A 16,577-nucleotide genomic window follows, 5' to 3' on the forward strand; every position below is an offset into this window, starting at 1 on the left:
CATGCCGTCGCCTCCCGCCAGGGTCCGGGAATCGATGGGCTGGCCGCCCGCGGCCCGGCCGGTACGGGCGCGACCGCCGGTCCCGCCTCGTGCGGGCGCGTGCCACGGTGGGCGACGACGCCGCGCAGCCAGTGCCAGGGGGTCGGTGCCGTGGTCATGCCGTCGCCTCCCGCCAGGGTCCGGGAATCGATGGGCTGGCCGCCCCGGGTCCCGCCGGTACGGGCGCGACCGCCGGTCCCGCCTCGTGCGGGCGCGTGCCACGGTGGGCGACGACGCCGCGCAGCCAGCGCCGGGTGGTCGGTGCGGTGGTCATGCCGTCGCCTCCCGCCAGGGTCCGGGAATCGATGGGCTGGCCGCCCGCGGCCCGGCCGGTACGGGCGCGACCGCCGGTCCCGCCTCGTGCGGACGCGTGCCACGGTGGGCGACGACGCCGCGCAGCCAGTGCCAGGTGGCGGCGGGCGGGATCGCGGCACTGGTGAGGAGCATGTCGAGGACCTCCGCGCGGGTGCGCGGTCCCGGCCGGATGCGGGCCAGGGCGAACTCCGCCGTGCCGGCGGCCCACAGCGTGCCGCACAGGGCGGCGGCGCGGGGCCGGCCTGTCAGGGCGCAGCCGAGCGCGGCGAGGCCGGCGGCCGTGACCGCGCGGTGGCGCGGAAGCCGGCCGGGCGGGGCGCCTGCGCGCTCGCGCCAGTCGGGTCCGTGGAGGCGGCGCATCAGGACGTCGTCGCCGTTGCCGGCCTGCTGGCGCACGGACAGCCAGCGGCCGCCCTGGCGGGGCGGGTGGGCGGTGCGGCGACGGCCCTGGGCGAGGGTCCAGCCCTGGTCGAGGAGGCGCAGGGCCAGGTCGGCGTCCTCCCGGAAGGCGCGGCGGAAGCGTTCGTCGAATCCGCCCACCCGTTCCAGGGCGGTCCGGCGCACCGCCATGTCGGCGGTGATCCAGCGGGCCGTGGCCAGCGCGGCGGTGTTGCGTTCGGCGTCCGTGGGGCGCCGGTCGGCGGGCAGGGGGACCTCGATGCGGGCCGCGACGGCGGCGTCGGTGTCCGGCCGGCCGGTCAGGTCCCGGGCGAGCTCCGCGCCCCAGTGCGGGGACGGGACGACGTCGTCGTCGAGGAAGACGATCCACGGGACGTCGCCGGCCCGCCGGAACCCGGTGTTGCGTGCGGCGGCGGGTCCGCGCGCCGGTCCCGGCACCACGGTGGTGCGGTCGCGGAGCACGGCGGGCAGCGGCAGGGCGGGCACGGTGCCGTCGCGGCCGGGCCGGTCGTGCACGACGATCACGCGGTCCGGGGGCACGTCCTCGGTGGCCCGGGCGAGGGCCGTCAGGCAGTGCCGGAGGCTGGGCCGTCCGAGCGTGGGCACGACGACGGCGTAGCGGGGCGGGGCGCCGTGCCCGGGGGCCGGGCGGGGGCCGTGGGCGGGGCGCGGGTCGTGGGCGGGGCGCGGGTTCACCGGACGCACCCCCCGCCGCCGATGTTCTGCGGCACGTCGGCGTCCGCGCCGGGCGCGCTCTCGCCCGCGCCGCGGTCGCTGCCGTCGACGCCCATGTGGTCGCCTCCGTAGACGGTGGACGCGCCGTTGGCTCCCGTGGCTCCCGTCGAGTCGTCCGCGCCGGTGTGGAACAGGGCGCTGCGGCGCACCGCGAAGGGTCCGATGGCCAGCAGGTCGACCGGTGTGGAGCCGAAGCACTCCAGGGCGTCGCGCGGGTCGTCGACCATGGGCCGGCCGGCGGTGTTGAGGCTGGTGTTGACGACGACGGGCAGTCCGGTGCGCCGTTCGAACTCCTCCAGCATCCGTGCGACGAGCGGCTCGTGCCGCCGGTCGACCGTCTGTATCCGGGCGGTGCCGTCCACGTGCACGACGGCGGGGATGCGCTCGCGCCAGGCGGGGGCGACGTCGTGCACGAAGAGCATGTACGGGCTGGGCAGCGGGCCGTCGAAGATGTCGGCGGAGCGCTCCGTCAGGACCATGGGGGCGACGGGCCGGAACTGCTCGCGGCCCTTGATGTCGTTGAGGCGCTCCAGATTGCCCGCGTGGCCGGGGTGGGCGAGCAGGGAGCGGTGCCCGAGCGCCCGGGGTCCGTACTCGGAACGGCCCTGGAACCAGGCGACGATGCCGTTCGCGGCGAGGGTCTCGGCCACGGTGGCGGCGATGTCCGGGGGCCGTTCGAAGGGAATGGCGGCGGTCTTGAGGCGGCCGGCGATCTCGGCGTCCGACCATCCGCGTCCGAGCGCGGCCCCGGGCATCGGCACCGGCTGCTCCCCCGCCTCTGCCGTGGCCAGCAGCGCCCCGCCGAGGGCGGTCCCGGCGTCGCCGGCGGCCGGCTGCACCCACACGCGGGAGAACGGTCCCTCGCGGGCGACACGGGAGTTGGCGACGCAGTTGAGGGCGACGCCGCCGGCCAGCGTGAGCAGTTCGTCGTGGGTCCTGCCGTGCAGCCAGCGCACCAGGTCGAGCAGGGTCTCCTCCAGGACCAGCTGGGCGCTGGCGGCGAGGTCGGCGTGCCGGGCGGTCCAGGGCGCGTCGGCCGCGCGCGGCGGGCACAGTTCGGCCCAGGGGACGCCGTGGGCGCGGAAGCCGCCGTCGCCGGTGGGGTGCACGTACCGGCGGATCTCCGCGGCCATCCGCGGCGAGCCGTGCGAGGCGAGCGCCATCACCTTGAACTCGTCGGAGGAGCGCAGGAATCCGAGGTGTTCGGTGAGCTCCTCGTAGACGAGACCGAGGGATTCGGGCAGCAGCTGGGCGCGGAGCGGTTCGAGCCGGTCGCCCTGGCGGCTCGCGGCCAGGTGGGAGGCGCGTTCGCCACGTCCGTCGAGCACGAGGACGGAGGAGGTCTCGGCGCCCTCGGCGGCGTACGCGGCGGAGGCGGCGTGCGCCATGTGGTGGGGGACGAACCGGACGGCCCCGGGGTCGAGCCCCGGCAGCGCGGTGGCGAGGAAGCCGGGGGCGTGCCGGGCGTAGGCCTGGCGCAGGCTGTCCCAGGGGTCGTCCAGGCCCAGCGTCTCGGCGGGGCAGGCGATTTCGGGGTCGTACGAGTAGGTGACGAGGTCCAGGTCGGCGGGCCGCAGTCCGGCCTGCTCCAGGCACCAGCGGGCGGACTGTTCGGGCAGTTCCCAGGCGGAGAAGGGCACGGGCCGCTTGCCGTGCTTGCGCCGCGAGAAGCGCTCTTCCTCGGCCGCGGCGACGGTGACGCCGTCGACGACCAGGGCGGCGGCGGGGTCGTGGAACAGGGCGTTGATGCCGAGAACGCGCATGGCGGGGCCTTCCGGTGGGGCCTTCCGGGGTGGGGGGCGGCGGGAGCGGGGCGGCTCGGTTCAGCCGGGCAGCCCGGGCGGATCCGCGCGGCGGCCCGAGGTGGGGGAAGGGGCGGCGGCCGGGGCCTCGCCGCCGGAACTGTGGAAGGCGTCGGCGCCGTCGGCGCCCGCCGTCCGGAACCATTCGATCGTCCGGCGCAGGCCCTGCTCGGCGTCGACGAGCGGCCGCCACTGCAGCTTGTCGCGGGCCAGGGTGATGTCCGGGCAGCGCACGGCGGGGTCGTCGACGGGCCGCTCGACGAAGCGGATCCGGGAGGGCGAGCCGGTGAGGCGCGCGATCCAGCGGGCCAGTTCGAGCATGGTGATCTCGGCGGGGTTGCCGATGTTCACGGGCCCGCGCATGCCGTGGGCGGCGGCCGCGAGGACGCCACGGACGGTGTCCGACACGTAGCAGAGCGAGCGGGTCTGGCGGCCGTCGCCCGTCACGGTCAGCGGCTCGCCGGCGAGCGCCTGGCGGACGAAGGTCGGCACGGCGCGTCCGTCGAGGCCGCGCATGCGGGGCCCGTACGTGTTGAAGAGCCGCACGATCAGGGTGTCCGTCCCGCGGGCGCGGGCGGTGGCGGCGGTCAACGCCTCGCCGAAACGTTTCGCCTCGTCGTACACGCTGCGCGGGCCGACGGGGTTGACCCGGCCCCAGTAGCGCTCGCTCTGCGGGTGCTCCTCGGGGTCGCCGTACACCTCGGAGGTCGAGGCGAGCACGAAGCGGGCCCCGTGCGCATGGGCCAGCGCGAGCGCGTTGCGGGTGCCGAGGCTGCCCGTCTCCAGGGTGTGCAGCGGCAGGCGCAGATAGTCCGCCGGGGACGCCGGCGAGGCGAAGTGCAGCACCAGGTCCACCGGCCGGTCGACCGTGAACGGCTGGCGGACATCGGCCTCCACGAGCCGGAATCCGTCGTGGCCCCGCAGCTCCGCGACATTGGCGGGGCGGCCCGTACTGAAGTCGTCGACGCAGGTCACGTCCGTGCCGTCGGCGAGCAGTGCGGCGCAGAGGTGGGATCCCACGAATCCGGATCCTCCCGTGACGACGGCGTGTTCCCAGCGGGGCGCGGGGGCCATGGCACATCTCCTCCCTGCGGAGGGCGGGTCTTCGGAACTGGCGTGGCAGGGGAATCGATCGGGCACTTACCCGGGTCGAGCAGCGCTACTCCTCGTATGCGGAGGCTTCTCCACGAAACTGTGCAAAGCGGAACAAGTCAGTAGAAAGTGACTCAGTGGCGCGGTCCCGGGGTAGGTGCTGCTCGACACTTCCGGCCGAACGGCCGGGCCCGGACCGAGGAGATGGCCGCGATGGACACGCGGATCGAAACGGAAACCGCCGACGAGATCTTCTGGCACGACAGCACGCTGTGCACGCACCGACCCGCGGTCACCACACCCGAGGCGGGGTCGCCGGACGAGAGGGACGACCTCGACCAGGAGCGGAACGTCGTCCTCGGTGAGGAACGGAACATCTTCCGCGGCGAGGACTGACCCCCGCCCACACCACCCGCCGTGGGGGGGGCCCGCGCCCCCCCCCCCCGCCCGCCCCGCTTCCTCGTCTCCCGGTCCTGGTGCCGTTCCCGGCTCCGGCCGGTGACCCGGTTCCGCTCCCCGGAACGTCGGTGCGGCCCGATCGGGCCCTGCGGTACCCTGACGCCATGCGTGCCGTACGCCTTCTGCTTAGCGAGCCGCGCTGATCAGTCCCGACGGATGAAGATCCGGTCGGCATCGGCGCGGCGTCCCCTCCTGTGCGAGGGGATTTTTCATTTCGTGGCAGTGCTGGCAGTGGGCAGAGACGATCGATGGAGCTTCAAGGATCATGACCGAGATCAACACGGCTGCCGAGACGGCGGCCCCGCATCGCTACACGGCGGCCCTGGCCGCCGACATCGAGGCACGCTGGCAGGACGCCTGGGACGCCGAGGGCACCTACGAGGCCCCGAACCCCAGCGGCGACCTGGCCGGGGACCCGGCCCTGGCGGCCCGCCCCAAGAAGTTCATCATGGACATGTTCCCGTACCCCTCCGGTGCGGGCCTGCACGTCGGCCACCCGCTGGGCTACATCGCCACGGACGTCTTCGCCCGCCACGCGCGCATGACCGGCCACAACGTCCTGCACACCCTGGGCTTCGACGCCTTCGGCCTGCCCGCCGAGCAGTACGCGGTGCAGACCGGCACGCACCCGCGCGTGTCCACCGAGGCCAACATGGAGAACATGAAGGCCCAGCTGCGCCGGCTGGGCCTGGGCCACGACAAGCGCCGGTCGTTCGCCACGATCGACCCGGAGTACTACAAGTGGACCCAGTGGATCTTCCTGCAGATCTTCAACTCCTGGTACGACGACGAGGCCAAGAAGGCCCGCCCGATCGCCGAGCTGGTCGAGCAGTTCGAGAACGGCACCCGTGAGGTCCCCGGCACCACGCGCGCGTGGAGCGAGCTGACCGCCGCCGAGCGCGCCGACGTCCTGGGCGAGTACCGCCTGGCGTACGCCTCCGACGCCCCGGTCAACTGGTGCCCCGGCCTGGGCACCGTCCTGGCCAACGAGGAGGTCACCGCCGACGGACGCTCCGAGCGCGGCAACTTCCCCGTCTTCAAGGCCAAGCTGCGCCAGTGGAACATGCGCATCACCGCCTACGCGGACCGCCTGCTGGACGACCTGGACGGCCTGGACTGGCCCGAGGCCATCAAGCTGCAGCAGCGCAACTGGATCGGGCGCTCCGAGGGCGCCCGCGTCGACTTCCAGGTCGGCGAGGCCGGCGCGATCACCGTCTTCACCACCCGCCAGGACACCCTGTTCGGCGCCACCTACATGGTGCTGGCCCCCGAGCACGACCTGGTCGAGAAGATCGTCCCGGCCGCCTGGCCCGAGGGCACCCACGAGGTGTGGACCGGCGGGCACGCCACCCCGGCCGAGGCCGTCGACGCCTACCGCAAGCAGGCCGCCGCCAAGTCCGACGTCGAGCGGCAGGCCGAGGCCAAGGACAAGACCGGTGTCTTCACCGGCGCCTACGCGACCAACCCGGTCAGCGGCGAGCAGATCCCGGTCTTCATCGCCGACTACGTCCTGATGGGCTACGGCACCGGCGCGATCATGGCCGTCCCGGCGCACGACAGCCGCGACTTCGCCTTCGCGCGCGCCTTCGAACTGCCCATGCGCTGTGTCGTGGAGCCCTCGGACGACCGCGGCACCGACCCGTCCACCTGGGACGACGCCTTCTCCTCCTACGAGGCCAAGCTGGTCAACTCCTCGAACGAGGACGTGGCCCTGGACGGCCTGGGCGTCGTCGAGGCGAAGGAGCGGATCACCGCCTGGCTGACCGAGCGCGGCATCGGCGAGGGCACCGTCAACTTCCGCCTGCGCGACTGGCTGTTCAGCCGCCAGCGCTACTGGGGCGAGCCCTTCCCGATCGTCTACGACGAGGACGGCGTCGCCCACCCGCTGCCCGAGTCCATGCTGCCGCTGGAGCTGCCGGAGGTCGAGGACTACTCGCCGCGCACCTTCGACCCGGACGACGCGGACACCCAGCCGGAGACCCCGCTGTCCCGCAACGAGGACTGGGTCAACGTCACCCTGGACCTGGGCGACGGCCCGAAGAAGTACCGCCGCGAGACCAACACCATGCCCAACTGGGCCGGTTCCTGCTGGTACGAGCTGCGCTACCTGGACCCGCACAACGACGAGAAGCTGGTCGACCCGGCCATCGAGCAGTACTGGATGGGCCCGCGCGAGGGCATGCCGACCGGCGGTGTCGACCTGTACGTCGGCGGTGCCGAGCACGCCGTGCTGCACCTGCTGTACGCCCGCTTCTGGTCCAAGATCCTGTTCGACCTGGGCCACGTCTCCTCCGCCGAGCCCTTCCACAAGCTGTACAACCAGGGCATGATCCAGGCCTTCGTCTACCGGGACTCCCGCGGCATCGCCGTCCCGGCCGCCGAGGTCGAGGAGCGCGACGGCGCCTACTGGTACCAGGGCGAGAAGGTCAGCCGCGTCCTGGGCAAGATGGGCAAGTCCCTGAAGAACGCGGTCACCCCGGACGAGATCTGCACCGAGTACGGCGCCGACACCCTGCGCCTGTACGAGATGGCCATGGGCCCGCTGGACGTCTCCCGCCCGTGGGACACCCGTGCCGTCGTCGGCCAGTACCGTCTGCTGCAGCGTCTGTGGCGCAACATCGTCGACGAGACGACCGGCGAGGTCACCGTCGTCGACGAGCCCGCCGACGAGGACACCCTGCGCGCCCTGAACAAGGCCATCGACGGGGTCTCCCAGGACATGGCGGCGATGCGCTTCAACACCGCCATCGCCAAGATCACCGAGCTGAACAACCACCTGACCAAGTCCGGTGGCGCGGTGTCCCGTCCGGTCGCCGAGCAGCTGGTCCGCCTGGTCGCGCCGCTGGCCCCGCACATCGCCGAGGAGCTGTGGCACCGCCTGGGCCACTCCGACTCGGTCGTCCACCAGGACTTCCCGGTTGCCGACCCGGCCTACGTGGTGGACGAGACCGTGACCTGCGTCGTGCAGATCAAGGGCAAGGTCAAGGCCCGCCTGGAGGTCTCCCCGTCGATCACCGACGCGGAGCTGGAGGCCCTGGCCCTGGCGGACGAGCACGTCGTCGCGGCGCTGGGTGGCGCGCAGATCCGCAAGGTCATCGTGCGCGCGCCGAAGCTGGTCAACATCGTCGCCGGCTGAGTCCGGCCAGCCGGCCGCCAGCCGCCGGCCCGTGCGGCCGACCGGCTGAGGCCGTCGGCCGCTGACGCGGCCGTCCCCTAGGGGTGCGGTGGGGGCAGGTTGGGGGTTCCTTCGGAACCACCGGCCTGCCCCTTCCGTTTACCGTGGAGGAACCACAATCCAGGCCGGAGGGGCGACGCTCATGGAAGCCGCGATCACGATCATGGCGCTGCTCTTCGTCGCCATGGTGGCGCTCGGGATCTACGCCACGGTGAAGGTCGCCAAGGCCGCCAAGCGCGGTGTCGACCGCACCATCGACCAGGCCCGGCGCACGGTCGAGGACACCACTCTGCGTGCCAAGAGCCTGGGCCAGACCGGCGTCGCCGGCGAGCTGGCCCAGCTGAGGCTCTCGCTGCGCACCTCGATGCGCGCCACCCAGGACTCGCTGCACGCGGGCGTCGCCGAGGACGCCTCCCTGAAGGAGTCCCTCGATCTCTTCGAGCGCCTGAGCGCCCATGGGCGGGAGCTGGACGAGGACCTCAAGCGGCTGGAGCGCGAGCCCGACCGGGCACATGTCGCGGCCCTGCTTCCCGACCTGCGCCGGCGCACGGAGCAGATCACCCACTCCGCCGACGCGCTGCGCTTCGCCGCCCGCGACCGCGCCCGCCGGTTCGCCGAGGACGACCTGACCTCGCTGAGCGCGCAGATCGACATGGAGGCGGGCGCCCTGCGGCACTGGACCACCGCCACGGACGTTCCCGGCGCGGCCGCCGGGCCGGAGCAGCGCCAGGGGCAGGGGCAGGCGTGGACCGGCGCGGAGGGCGGTGCGGCAGGCCCCTCGTCCGGGCAGCCGCAGGCGATTCCGGCACCGGACCCGCGCAGCACGGCCTATCCGTGGGAGAAGTCGACCCGGCCCGAGACGACCACCTGAGCCCACCCCGTCATCAGAGCCGAGACCGTCGCCCGGTCACGCCCGGACCGTCTGCCGGCCGGTGTCGCGCGGGCGCGCGGGCGCGCGCGTTCGTGGGGGCAGCGGGGGGATTCGGTGCGGGTCGCGAGGCGGGCCGCGCTCGTGCCGGGGGCCCGGGCTGCCGTGCGGCGGCCCCTCCGGGTAACCTCCCGCTCATGTCCCGGCATGTCGCGATCGTCACCGATTCCACGGCCTACCTGCCAGCCCAGGCGATGGAGCGGCACGCCATCACCGCCGTTCCGCTCACCGTCGTCATCGGCGACCGCGCGCTGGAGGAAGGCACCGAGATCTCGGCCCGCTCGCTCGCCGAGGCCCTGCAGAAACGCCGCCAGGTGACCACTTCCCGGCCCGCCCCCGAGGTCTTCGCGGCCACCTACCGGGCGGCCGCCGAGGCGGGCGCGCACGGCGTCGTCTCCCTCCATCTGTCCGGCGAGATCTCCGGCACCTACGACGCCGCCGTGCTCGCCGCGAAGGACGCCCCCGTGCCCGTACGGGTCGTCGACACCCGCATGGTCGGCATGGCCCTGGGCTTCTGCGCCCTGGCGGCGGCCGAGGTCGCCGAGGCGGGCGGCTCGCTCGACGAGGCCGCCGCGGCCGCCGAGAAGCGGGCGTCCGGCACCTCGGCCTTCTTCTACGTCGACACGCTCGACTACCTGCGCCGCGGCGGCCGGATCGGCACCGCCCAGGCCCTCCTCGGCTCGGCGCTCGCCGTGAAGCCGCTCCTCGAACTCGAGGACGGGCGGATCGAGCTGCGCGAGAAGGTGCGCACCGCGTCCAAGGCGATCGCCCGGCTGGAGGAGATCGCGGTCGAGCGGGCCGGGGCCGGGACCGTCGACGTCGCCGTGCACCACCTCTCCGCGCCCGAGCGGGCCGCCGCGCTCGCCGAGCGGCTCCGTGAGCGCCTTCCCTCCGTCGCGGACTTCCAGGTCACCGAGGTCGGCGCGGTCATCGGCGCGCACACCGGACCGGGGCTGCTCGCCGTCGTGGTCTCGCCCCGCTGACGCGCCACCATCCCTCGAACGGGTGATGGAGTTATCCACAACGCGCCGGTTTTCCACGGAAATCGAGCGGCCCGGCCGAGGGGTTCCGCGGCGGCCTACCGTCGACGTCATGACTCTTCGCACGCAGATCGCAACACGTCGTAGCGGGCCCACGAGCGGCCCGGGCCGGGCGCCCGGTTCGGACGGCAGGGCACGGACCCGGGCCACCAAGGACCGTCGCCGGCGCACGGCCGGCACGGCCGTCTCTCCGACCTCGGTACGAAGCCGGGGCGAGGCCCTGTTCCCGACGCCCGCCCCACCACCCCAGGCCCCCGCGCCGCCCCCGGCACCCGCCGCGCCCCCGGCACCACCTCCGCCCGCCCCGACGCGGGCGCCGCAGGCGGGGCCGGATCCCGAGGCGGACCGGGAGCGGGCCGGGGCGCCACCGGCCTTCTCGCGCGGGGAGCTGGCCAGGCTCGCGCTGCGGGACCGGCTGCCGCTGTGGGTGCAGTCCCGGTGCGGGCTCGAACGGCGCTCGCTGGCCGCGCTCGCCGTGGTCCTGGCCGTGGCAGCGGGCGGGGCCGGGGCGTACTTCTGGACCGGGCGGCCGCAGGAGATCAGGGCGCCCGAGGTGGTCGCGGCGGTCAGGCCGCTGCCCGGGATCGCGCCGGCGGCCCCCGACCCGGGGCCGGCCCCGAGGCCGTCCGCCGGCTCGTCCTCCGCTCCGGGCCGGAGTCCCGGCACGGCGGCGGTGGTCGTGGTGGACGTCGGCGGAAAGGTGCGCAGCCCCGGGGTGTTCACACTGCCCGCCGGATCGCGGGTCACCGACGCGCTGCGGGCCGCGGGTGGCATCCGCCCCGGCGCCGACCTGACGGGCCTGAACCGGGCCCGGGTGCTGATGGACGGCGAACAGGTCGTGGTCGGGCTGCCCGCACCCGCCGGCGGCGGGACGGCGGGCGGTGTCACCGGGGTCACCGGCGCCGGCGGATCGCCGGGCGGCACGGCGGCGGCCGCGACCGGCCCGGCCACCCCGCTCAGCCTCAACACCGCGACGGTGGAACAGCTCGACGCGCTGCCCGGGGTCGGCCCGGTCCTCGCCCGCCACATCGTGGAACACCGCATGCGGCACGGCGGGTTCAGGACGGTCGCCGAGCTGCGGGACGTCAACGGGATCGGCGCCCGCCGGTTCGCGGACCTCGCACCGCTGGTCCGGCCGTGACCGCCGTGAGTGCCCCGAGTCCCGCGACCGTCCCGGGTGACGTGGAGGCGGACATCCGGGACGGACCGGCACGGGACGAGGGACCCGCGGATCTGCGGCTGGTGCCCCCGGCGCTCGCCGCCTGGGGCGGGGCGGCCGTCGCGGTGGGGGTGGCCGGCTGGTGGACGGTCGCGGGTGTGCTGCTCTGCCTCGGCGGGGCGGGACTGCTCCTGGTCCCGGCCGCCCGGCGGGGGCTGCGGGCGACCGCCTGCGCGGGCGTGCTGCTCTGCGGGGCCGCGGGCGCGGCGTCCGCCGGGCTGCACGCGGCCGACCTGCGGCGCGGACCGGTGCCCGAACTCGCCCGGGACGAGGGGCGGGTGACGGCCGAGCTGACGGTCACCGCCGATCCGCGGCTCACCGTGCCGACGGTGCGCGCCGGGCGGGCGGCGCCGGTGTCCGTGGTCCTGGAGGGTGAGGTGACGCGGGTCGAGACACCGGACGGCGCCGCGCACCGGACCAGGGCCCCGGTCCTCGTCCTGGTGACCGCGGGGGACGGGCGACAGGAGTGGCTGCGGCTGCTGCCCTCGACCCGACTGCGGGTGGCGGGACGGATGGCGGTCCCGGCCCGACCGGACGACCCGTTCGCCGCGGTGCTGCGGGCGGACGACTCGGGGCCGCCGCGGATCACCGGGCCGCCGAGCGCGCTCCAGCGCACGGCGGGCGGTCTGCGGGCCGGGCTGCGGGAGGCGACCGAGGGGCTGGCGCCGGACGCCCGGGCCCTGCTGCCGGGCCTGGTCGTGGGCGACACCTCGCGGGTCGGACCGGAGCTGAAGGAGGCCTTCGAGGCCACCGATCTGACCCATCTGCTGGCCGTCTCGGGATCGAACCTGACCGTCGTCCTGCTGCTGCTCATCGGCCGGCCGGGGACCGCCCAGCTGGTCGAGCGCGGTGGGCTGGCTCCCCGGATCGGGCTGCCGCTGCGGGCCACGGCGGTGGCAGGGGGAGTGCTCACGCTGGCGTTCGTGGTGGTGTGCCGCCCCGATCCCAGCGTGCTGCGGGCCGCGGCCTGCGGGCTGGTCACACTGCTCGCCGTCGCGACCGGCCGGCGGCGCTCGCTGATCCCGGCGCTGGCCGCGGTGGTGCTCGTCCTGGTGCTCTACGACCCGTGGCTGGCGCGGAGTTACGGCTTCCTGCTCTCGGTCCTCGCCACCGGTGCGCTGCTCACCGTCGCCCCGCGCTGGAGCGACGCGCTGCGGCGGCGCCGGGTGCCGGGGCGGATCGCGGAGGCGGTGGCCGCGACGCTCGCGGCGCAGGCGGTGTGCGCACCGGTCGTGGTGGTGTTCGCCGCCCGGGTGAGCCTGGTCGCGGTGCCGGCGAACCTGCTCGCGGAGCCGGCCGTGGCCCCGGCCACGGTCCTCGGTTTCCTCACGCTCGCCCTCGCGGCGGTGTGGCCGGGGGCGGCCGGGGCGGTGGCCTGGTGCGCGGGGCTGCCGGCCGGGTGGATCGCGGGGGTGGCCCGCACCGGGGCCGGGCTGCCGGGGGCGGAGACGCCCTGGCCGGAGGGCTGGTGGGGCGGGCTGCTGCTCGCGGCGCTGACCGGGCTCGTGCTGGTCGCGGTGCGGCGGCTGCCGGGGCGCCGGTGGATCGGTGCGGGCTGTGCGGTGCTGCTGCTCCTGGCGGTGGTGCGGCCGCCGCCACTGGTCCGGGTGGTGACGGGGTGGCCGCCGCCGGGCTGGGTGTTCGCGATGTGCCAGGTCGGGCAGGGCGACGCCACGGTGCTCGCGGCCGGCGGGGACACCGCGGTGGTGGTGGACGCGGGGCCCGAACCTGCCTCCGTGGACCGCTGCCTGCGGGACCTGGGGGTGCGCCGGATCCCGCTCCTGCTGCTCACCCACTTCCACGCGGACCATGTGGCCGGGCTGCCTGGGGTGCTGCGCGGGCGGGCCGTGGGGGTGATCCAGACGACCGGGCTGGAGGAGCCGCCCGAGCAGGCGGAGTTCGTGCGGCGGACGGCACGTGCGGCCGGGGTGCCGGTGGTGCGGGCCGGGGCGGGGGAGCGGCGCCGGCTGGGCCCGCTGGAGTGGGCGGTGCTGTGGCCGCCGGCCGACGGGGGCACCGTGGCGGACGGGCCGAACGACGCCAGCGTCGCCCTGTCCGTACGGGCGGCCGGCGGGGTGAGCCTGCTGCTGCTCGGCGATCTGGAGCCCCCGGCGCAGCGGCTGCTGCTCCGGGCGCATCCGGGCCTGTCGCCGGTGGACGTGCTGAAGGTGGCGCACCACGGCTCGGCGCGCCAGGACCCGGGGCTGTTGCGGGCGGTGCGGCCGCGGCTCGCGCTCGTGTCGGCGGGCCGGGACAACCCCTACGGGCATCCCTCGCCACTGACGGTGGGGGCGCTGCGGGAGGGCGGGGCGCGGGTGCTGAGCACGGACCGGGACGGGGCGATCGCCGTGAGCGGTGCGGGCTCCGGACTGGTGGCGCACACGCTGCCCGGCGGGCCGGAGCCGCCCTGAAGCGTCTAAAGGAATGCTTGTAAAGGAATCTTTCTAAGGATATGTTTTCATCATGACGGAGCAGCCTCGCAGCATCCAGCTCACCGACCCGCGCGCCCTGCGCGCCTACGCCCACCCGACCCGGATGACCCTGGTGGGCCTGTTGCGGCGGGAAGGTCCGTTCACCGCCACCCGGGCCGCCGAGCTCACCGGGGAGTCCGTTGCCAGCTGCTCGTACCACCTGCGGATACTCGCCAAGTACGGGCTGGTGGAGGAGGCGCCGGGCGGCAAGGGGCGGGAGAAGCCCTGGCGGGCGACGGCGCGGTACACCGAATGGCCCGACCACAGCGAGGACCCGGCGGTCGCCCAGGCGGCGGACGCGCTCAACGTGGCCATGGCCGAGCAGTACTTCGAGCGGATCGTCCGGGCCGTGGAGCGCCGGCACACCCTGCCGACGGAGTGGCAACGGGCGGAGGAGTTCAGTGACGCCCTGGTCCACCTCACACCAGGGGAGCTGGAGGAGCTCGGCGAGCGGATGGCCGAGCTGCTGCGCCCCTACGAGGAGCGCGAGGCCGACCCGGCGCTGCGGCCCGAGGGAGCCCAGCCGGTGGCCCTCCTCCGCCTCGCGTTCGTCGAGCGGCTGCCCCCGGCCGACGGGGAGGAGTGAGCCATGGCCCTCTCGGCCCGCGTGCCCGGGCTGCTGCGGGAGAAGGCCTTCCGCCGCTACTGGACGGGTCAGACCGTCTCCCTCATGGGCGACCAGATCTCCCTGATGGCCCTGCCGCTCGCCGCCGTCCTCGTCCTGGGCGCGGACGCCGCCGAGATGGGCTGGCTGAAGACGGCCGAGCTGCTGCCGGCGCTGCTGTTCAACCTGCCGTTCGGTGCCTGGGTCGACCGGCAGGCCCGGCGGCGGCGCGTGATGATCCTCGCCGACCTGGCCCGTGCCGCCCTGCTGCTCACCCTCCCGGCCGCCCATCTCATCGGCCTGCTGACGCTCGGCCAGCTCTACCTCGTGGCCTTCGGGGTGGGGGTGCTCACGGTGCTCTTCGAGGTGTGCAACGCCACGCTGTTCGTGGCGCTCGTGCCCACCGAGCGCTATGTGCAGGCGAACTCCCTCGTCAACGGCAGCCGTTCGATGGCCTGGCTGGCGGGGCCCGGTGTCGGAGGCATGCTGGTGCAGGTGCTCACCGCGCCGCTCGCGCTGTTCGCCGACGCGCTCACCTATCTGCTCTCGGCCGGTTACCTGGCCCGGATACGGCCGGCCGAACCCGCCCCCGCGCCCGTCGCGAAGGGCCACTTCACCGAGGGTCTGCGCTGGTTGGTGCGCAACCCGTCGATGCGGGCGCTGTTCGCCGCATCCGGCACGGTCCAGTTCTTCAACTTCATGTTCCACACCCTCTCCGTGCTCTACGCCACGCGGGAACTCGGCCTGAGTCCCGGCCTCCTGGGCGCGGTGCTCGGCACCGCCGCCGTGGGCGGGCTGATCGGAGCGGCCTGCAGCGGGGCGGTGGTGCGGCGAATCGGGATCGGCCCCTCGCTCGTGGCCGGATTCCTCGGCTTCACCCTGCCGTTAGTGCTCATACCCACGGCGCAGGGGCCCCTGCCGCTGGTCGTCGGGCTGCTCTTCGTCGCCGAGTTCCTGTCCTGCGCGGGCGTGATGCTCGTCGACATCGCGGCGGGCTCGCTGCAGATGGCGCTGATACCCGACGCCATCCGGGCCCGGGTGATGGGCGCCTTCCGCACCCTCAACCACGGCTTCCGCCCCCTCGGCGCACTGGCCGGCGGCTTCCTCGGCACCGTCCTCGGGCTGCGTCCCACGCTCTGGATCGGGACCGCGGGCGCGGTGCTGGCCGTGCTGTGGGTGCTGCCGTCGCCGCTGCCTCGGCTGCGGAAGCTGCCCGAGGGGCCCGAGGAGACGTGCCCGCTTCCGACACCGGAACCGGAGTTCCCTACTCCGGCGAAAACGGACCTCCGGTAACACTTCCGCCGTTTGCCTCGAACGCCACAAGGGTGATCGAATGCGTTTTCTCATCGAAATTCGTTGAATCGCAAACGTCAGCTGGTTTTCCGGGGGTACGGAAGTGTTCGGTCTGTTCGGCAAGCGTGGTGCGGGAGCCTCCCGGGGCGGTCCGCTGGCGGGGATAGCGGTCCCGTCCTCGGCGGGGGTGCTGAGCTGCCGGGTGCTGGACCCGGTCGACGAGCCCGTCCGCCAGGCGGAGTTCACCGTCACCGACACCGCCGGACGCAGGGTGCTGACCGGCGAGACCGATCCGTACGGCAGCGTCCTGGCGACCGTGCCGGCCGGGGAGTACCGGGTCGCGGTCACCGCCGAGGGGTACACGCCGTACCACGCCAACACGCTCGTCGAGGAGTCCGGGCACGCCGGCCTGGGTGACGTCCGGCTGCAGGTCGCGCCGCAGCAGACGCTGCCCGAGCCGGGCGACTGGGAGATCGACCCCCTGCACTCGCAGGTCGGCTTCACCGCCCGGCACATCGGCCTCGCCCGGATCCACGGCCGGTTCAACAGCTTCGCCGGCGCGGTCCGGATCGCCGAGCGGATGGAGCAGTCCGCGATGCACGTCGTGATCGACGCGGCGTCCATCGACACCGGCGTGCAGATGCGCGACGACCACCTGCGCTCCGGCGACTTCCTGGACGTCGGGGCCTATCCGACGATGGAGTTCTACAGCGACCGGTTCGTGCACAAGGGCGGCAGCCGGTGGGCCGTCACCGGCGCGCTCACCCTGCACGGCGTCAGCCGCACCGTCACCCTCGACACCCAGTACCTGGGCCTCGGCAACGGGCTGCAGGGCGAGACGCGCGGCGCCTGCCGGGCCACCACCGAACTGCACCGGGAGGACTTCACCCTCACCTGGCAGACCCTGCTCGCCCGGGGCATCGCGGCCGTCGGCTCCAGCATCACCATCGACCTCGACATCCAGATCGTGCCCAAGTCCTCCTGAGGCCGCCCGCCCGGCGCCCAA

General features: G+C 74.6%; 13 protein-coding genes. 9 read left to right on the top strand and 4 right to left on the bottom strand.

All coding sequences use genetic code 11. The features are described from left to right. Nucleotides 1-154 precede the first annotated feature (154 nt). Genes ACIGW2_RS28985 through ACIGW2_RS29000 form a run of 4 tightly spaced genes read right to left on the bottom strand, consistent with a single transcriptional unit; the run spans nucleotide 155 to nucleotide 4,364 of the window. The gene (locus ACIGW2_RS28985) at nucleotides 155-313 is read right to left on the bottom strand and encodes a hypothetical protein (RefSeq protein ID WP_399846956.1); all 159 of its coding nucleotides are present in this window, start codon (nucleotides 311-313) and stop codon (nucleotides 155-157) included. Beyond that, entirely contained in the window at nucleotides 310-1,449 is a 1,140-nt protein-coding gene (locus ACIGW2_RS28990; protein ID WP_399846958.1) for a glycosyltransferase family 2 protein, read from the bottom strand. The genes ACIGW2_RS28985 and ACIGW2_RS28990 overlap by 4 nt, the downstream gene beginning before the upstream one ends. Beyond that, nucleotides 1,446-3,251: a carbamoyltransferase gene (locus tag ACIGW2_RS28995; protein ID WP_399846959.1), complete on the bottom strand. Its 1,806-nt coding sequence runs from the start codon at nucleotides 3,249-3,251 to the stop codon at nucleotides 1,446-1,448. Before ACIGW2_RS28995 ends, ACIGW2_RS28990 begins: the two co-directional genes overlap by 4 nt. Before the next feature lie 60 nt (nucleotides 3,252-3,311). Further along, nucleotides 3,312-4,364, bottom strand: coding sequence for an NAD-dependent epimerase/dehydratase family protein (locus tag ACIGW2_RS29000; protein WP_391651754.1), 1,053 nt, complete (start codon nucleotides 4,362-4,364; stop codon nucleotides 3,312-3,314). Nucleotides 4,365-4,595: 231 nt separating this feature from the next. Here ACIGW2_RS29000 and ACIGW2_RS29005 point away from each other — a divergent pair, with 231 nt between their 5' ends. From ACIGW2_RS29005 to ACIGW2_RS29045, 9 genes are all read left to right on the top strand, one after another. Beyond that, nucleotides 4,596-4,778, top strand: coding sequence for a hypothetical protein (locus tag ACIGW2_RS29005; protein WP_391651755.1), 183 nt, complete (start codon nucleotides 4,596-4,598; stop codon nucleotides 4,776-4,778). 328 nt (nucleotides 4,779-5,106) lie between these two features. Continuing rightward, on the top strand, nucleotides 5,107-7,977 hold the full coding sequence (gene leuS, locus ACIGW2_RS29010) for a leucine--tRNA ligase (RefSeq protein WP_391656447.1): 2,871 nt from the start codon (nucleotides 5,107-5,109) through the stop codon (nucleotides 7,975-7,977). A 181-nt stretch (nucleotides 7,978-8,158) separates the two neighbouring features. Next, nucleotides 8,159-8,887 carry a hypothetical protein gene (locus ACIGW2_RS29015; RefSeq protein ID WP_399846961.1) on the top strand — a complete coding sequence of 243 codons (729 nt, stop codon included), beginning with the start codon at nucleotides 8,159-8,161 and terminating at the stop codon, nucleotides 8,885-8,887. 194 nt (nucleotides 8,888-9,081) lie between these two features. Further along, the gene (locus tag ACIGW2_RS29020; RefSeq protein ID WP_361585298.1) at nucleotides 9,082-9,927 is read left to right on the top strand and encodes a DegV family protein; all 846 of its coding nucleotides are present in this window, start codon (nucleotides 9,082-9,084) and stop codon (nucleotides 9,925-9,927) included. A 109-nt stretch (nucleotides 9,928-10,036) separates the two neighbouring features. Then, entirely contained in the window at nucleotides 10,037-11,125 is a 1,089-nt protein-coding gene (locus ACIGW2_RS29025) for a helix-hairpin-helix domain-containing protein (protein ID WP_399846962.1), read from the top strand. Between the two features lie 41 nt (nucleotides 11,126-11,166). Further along, nucleotides 11,167-13,614: a ComEC/Rec2 family competence protein gene (locus ACIGW2_RS29030; protein ID WP_399847166.1), complete on the top strand. Its 2,448-nt coding sequence runs from the start codon at nucleotides 11,167-11,169 to the stop codon at nucleotides 13,612-13,614. A 52-nt stretch (nucleotides 13,615-13,666) separates the two neighbouring features. After that, the gene (locus ACIGW2_RS29035; protein ID WP_391656443.1) at nucleotides 13,667-14,260 is read left to right on the top strand and encodes a helix-turn-helix domain-containing protein; all 594 of its coding nucleotides are present in this window, start codon (nucleotides 13,667-13,669) and stop codon (nucleotides 14,258-14,260) included. 3 nt (nucleotides 14,261-14,263) lie between these two features. Further along, nucleotides 14,264-15,571 (top strand): MFS transporter, encoded by a 1,308-nt coding sequence (locus ACIGW2_RS29040; protein WP_399846963.1) that lies wholly within the window; start codon nucleotides 14,264-14,266, stop codon nucleotides 15,569-15,571. Between the two features lie 103 nt (nucleotides 15,572-15,674). Further along, a complete protein-coding gene (locus ACIGW2_RS29045; RefSeq protein ID WP_361585307.1) occupies nucleotides 15,675-16,556 on the top strand; it encodes a YceI family protein in 882 nt (293 codons plus the stop codon). Nucleotides 16,557-16,577 lie beyond the last annotated feature (21 nt).

The sequence above is a fragment of the Streptomyces sp. NPDC053541 genome, assembly GCF_044544705.1.
GTDB lineage: Bacteria > Actinomycetota > Actinomycetes > Streptomycetales > Streptomycetaceae > Streptomyces.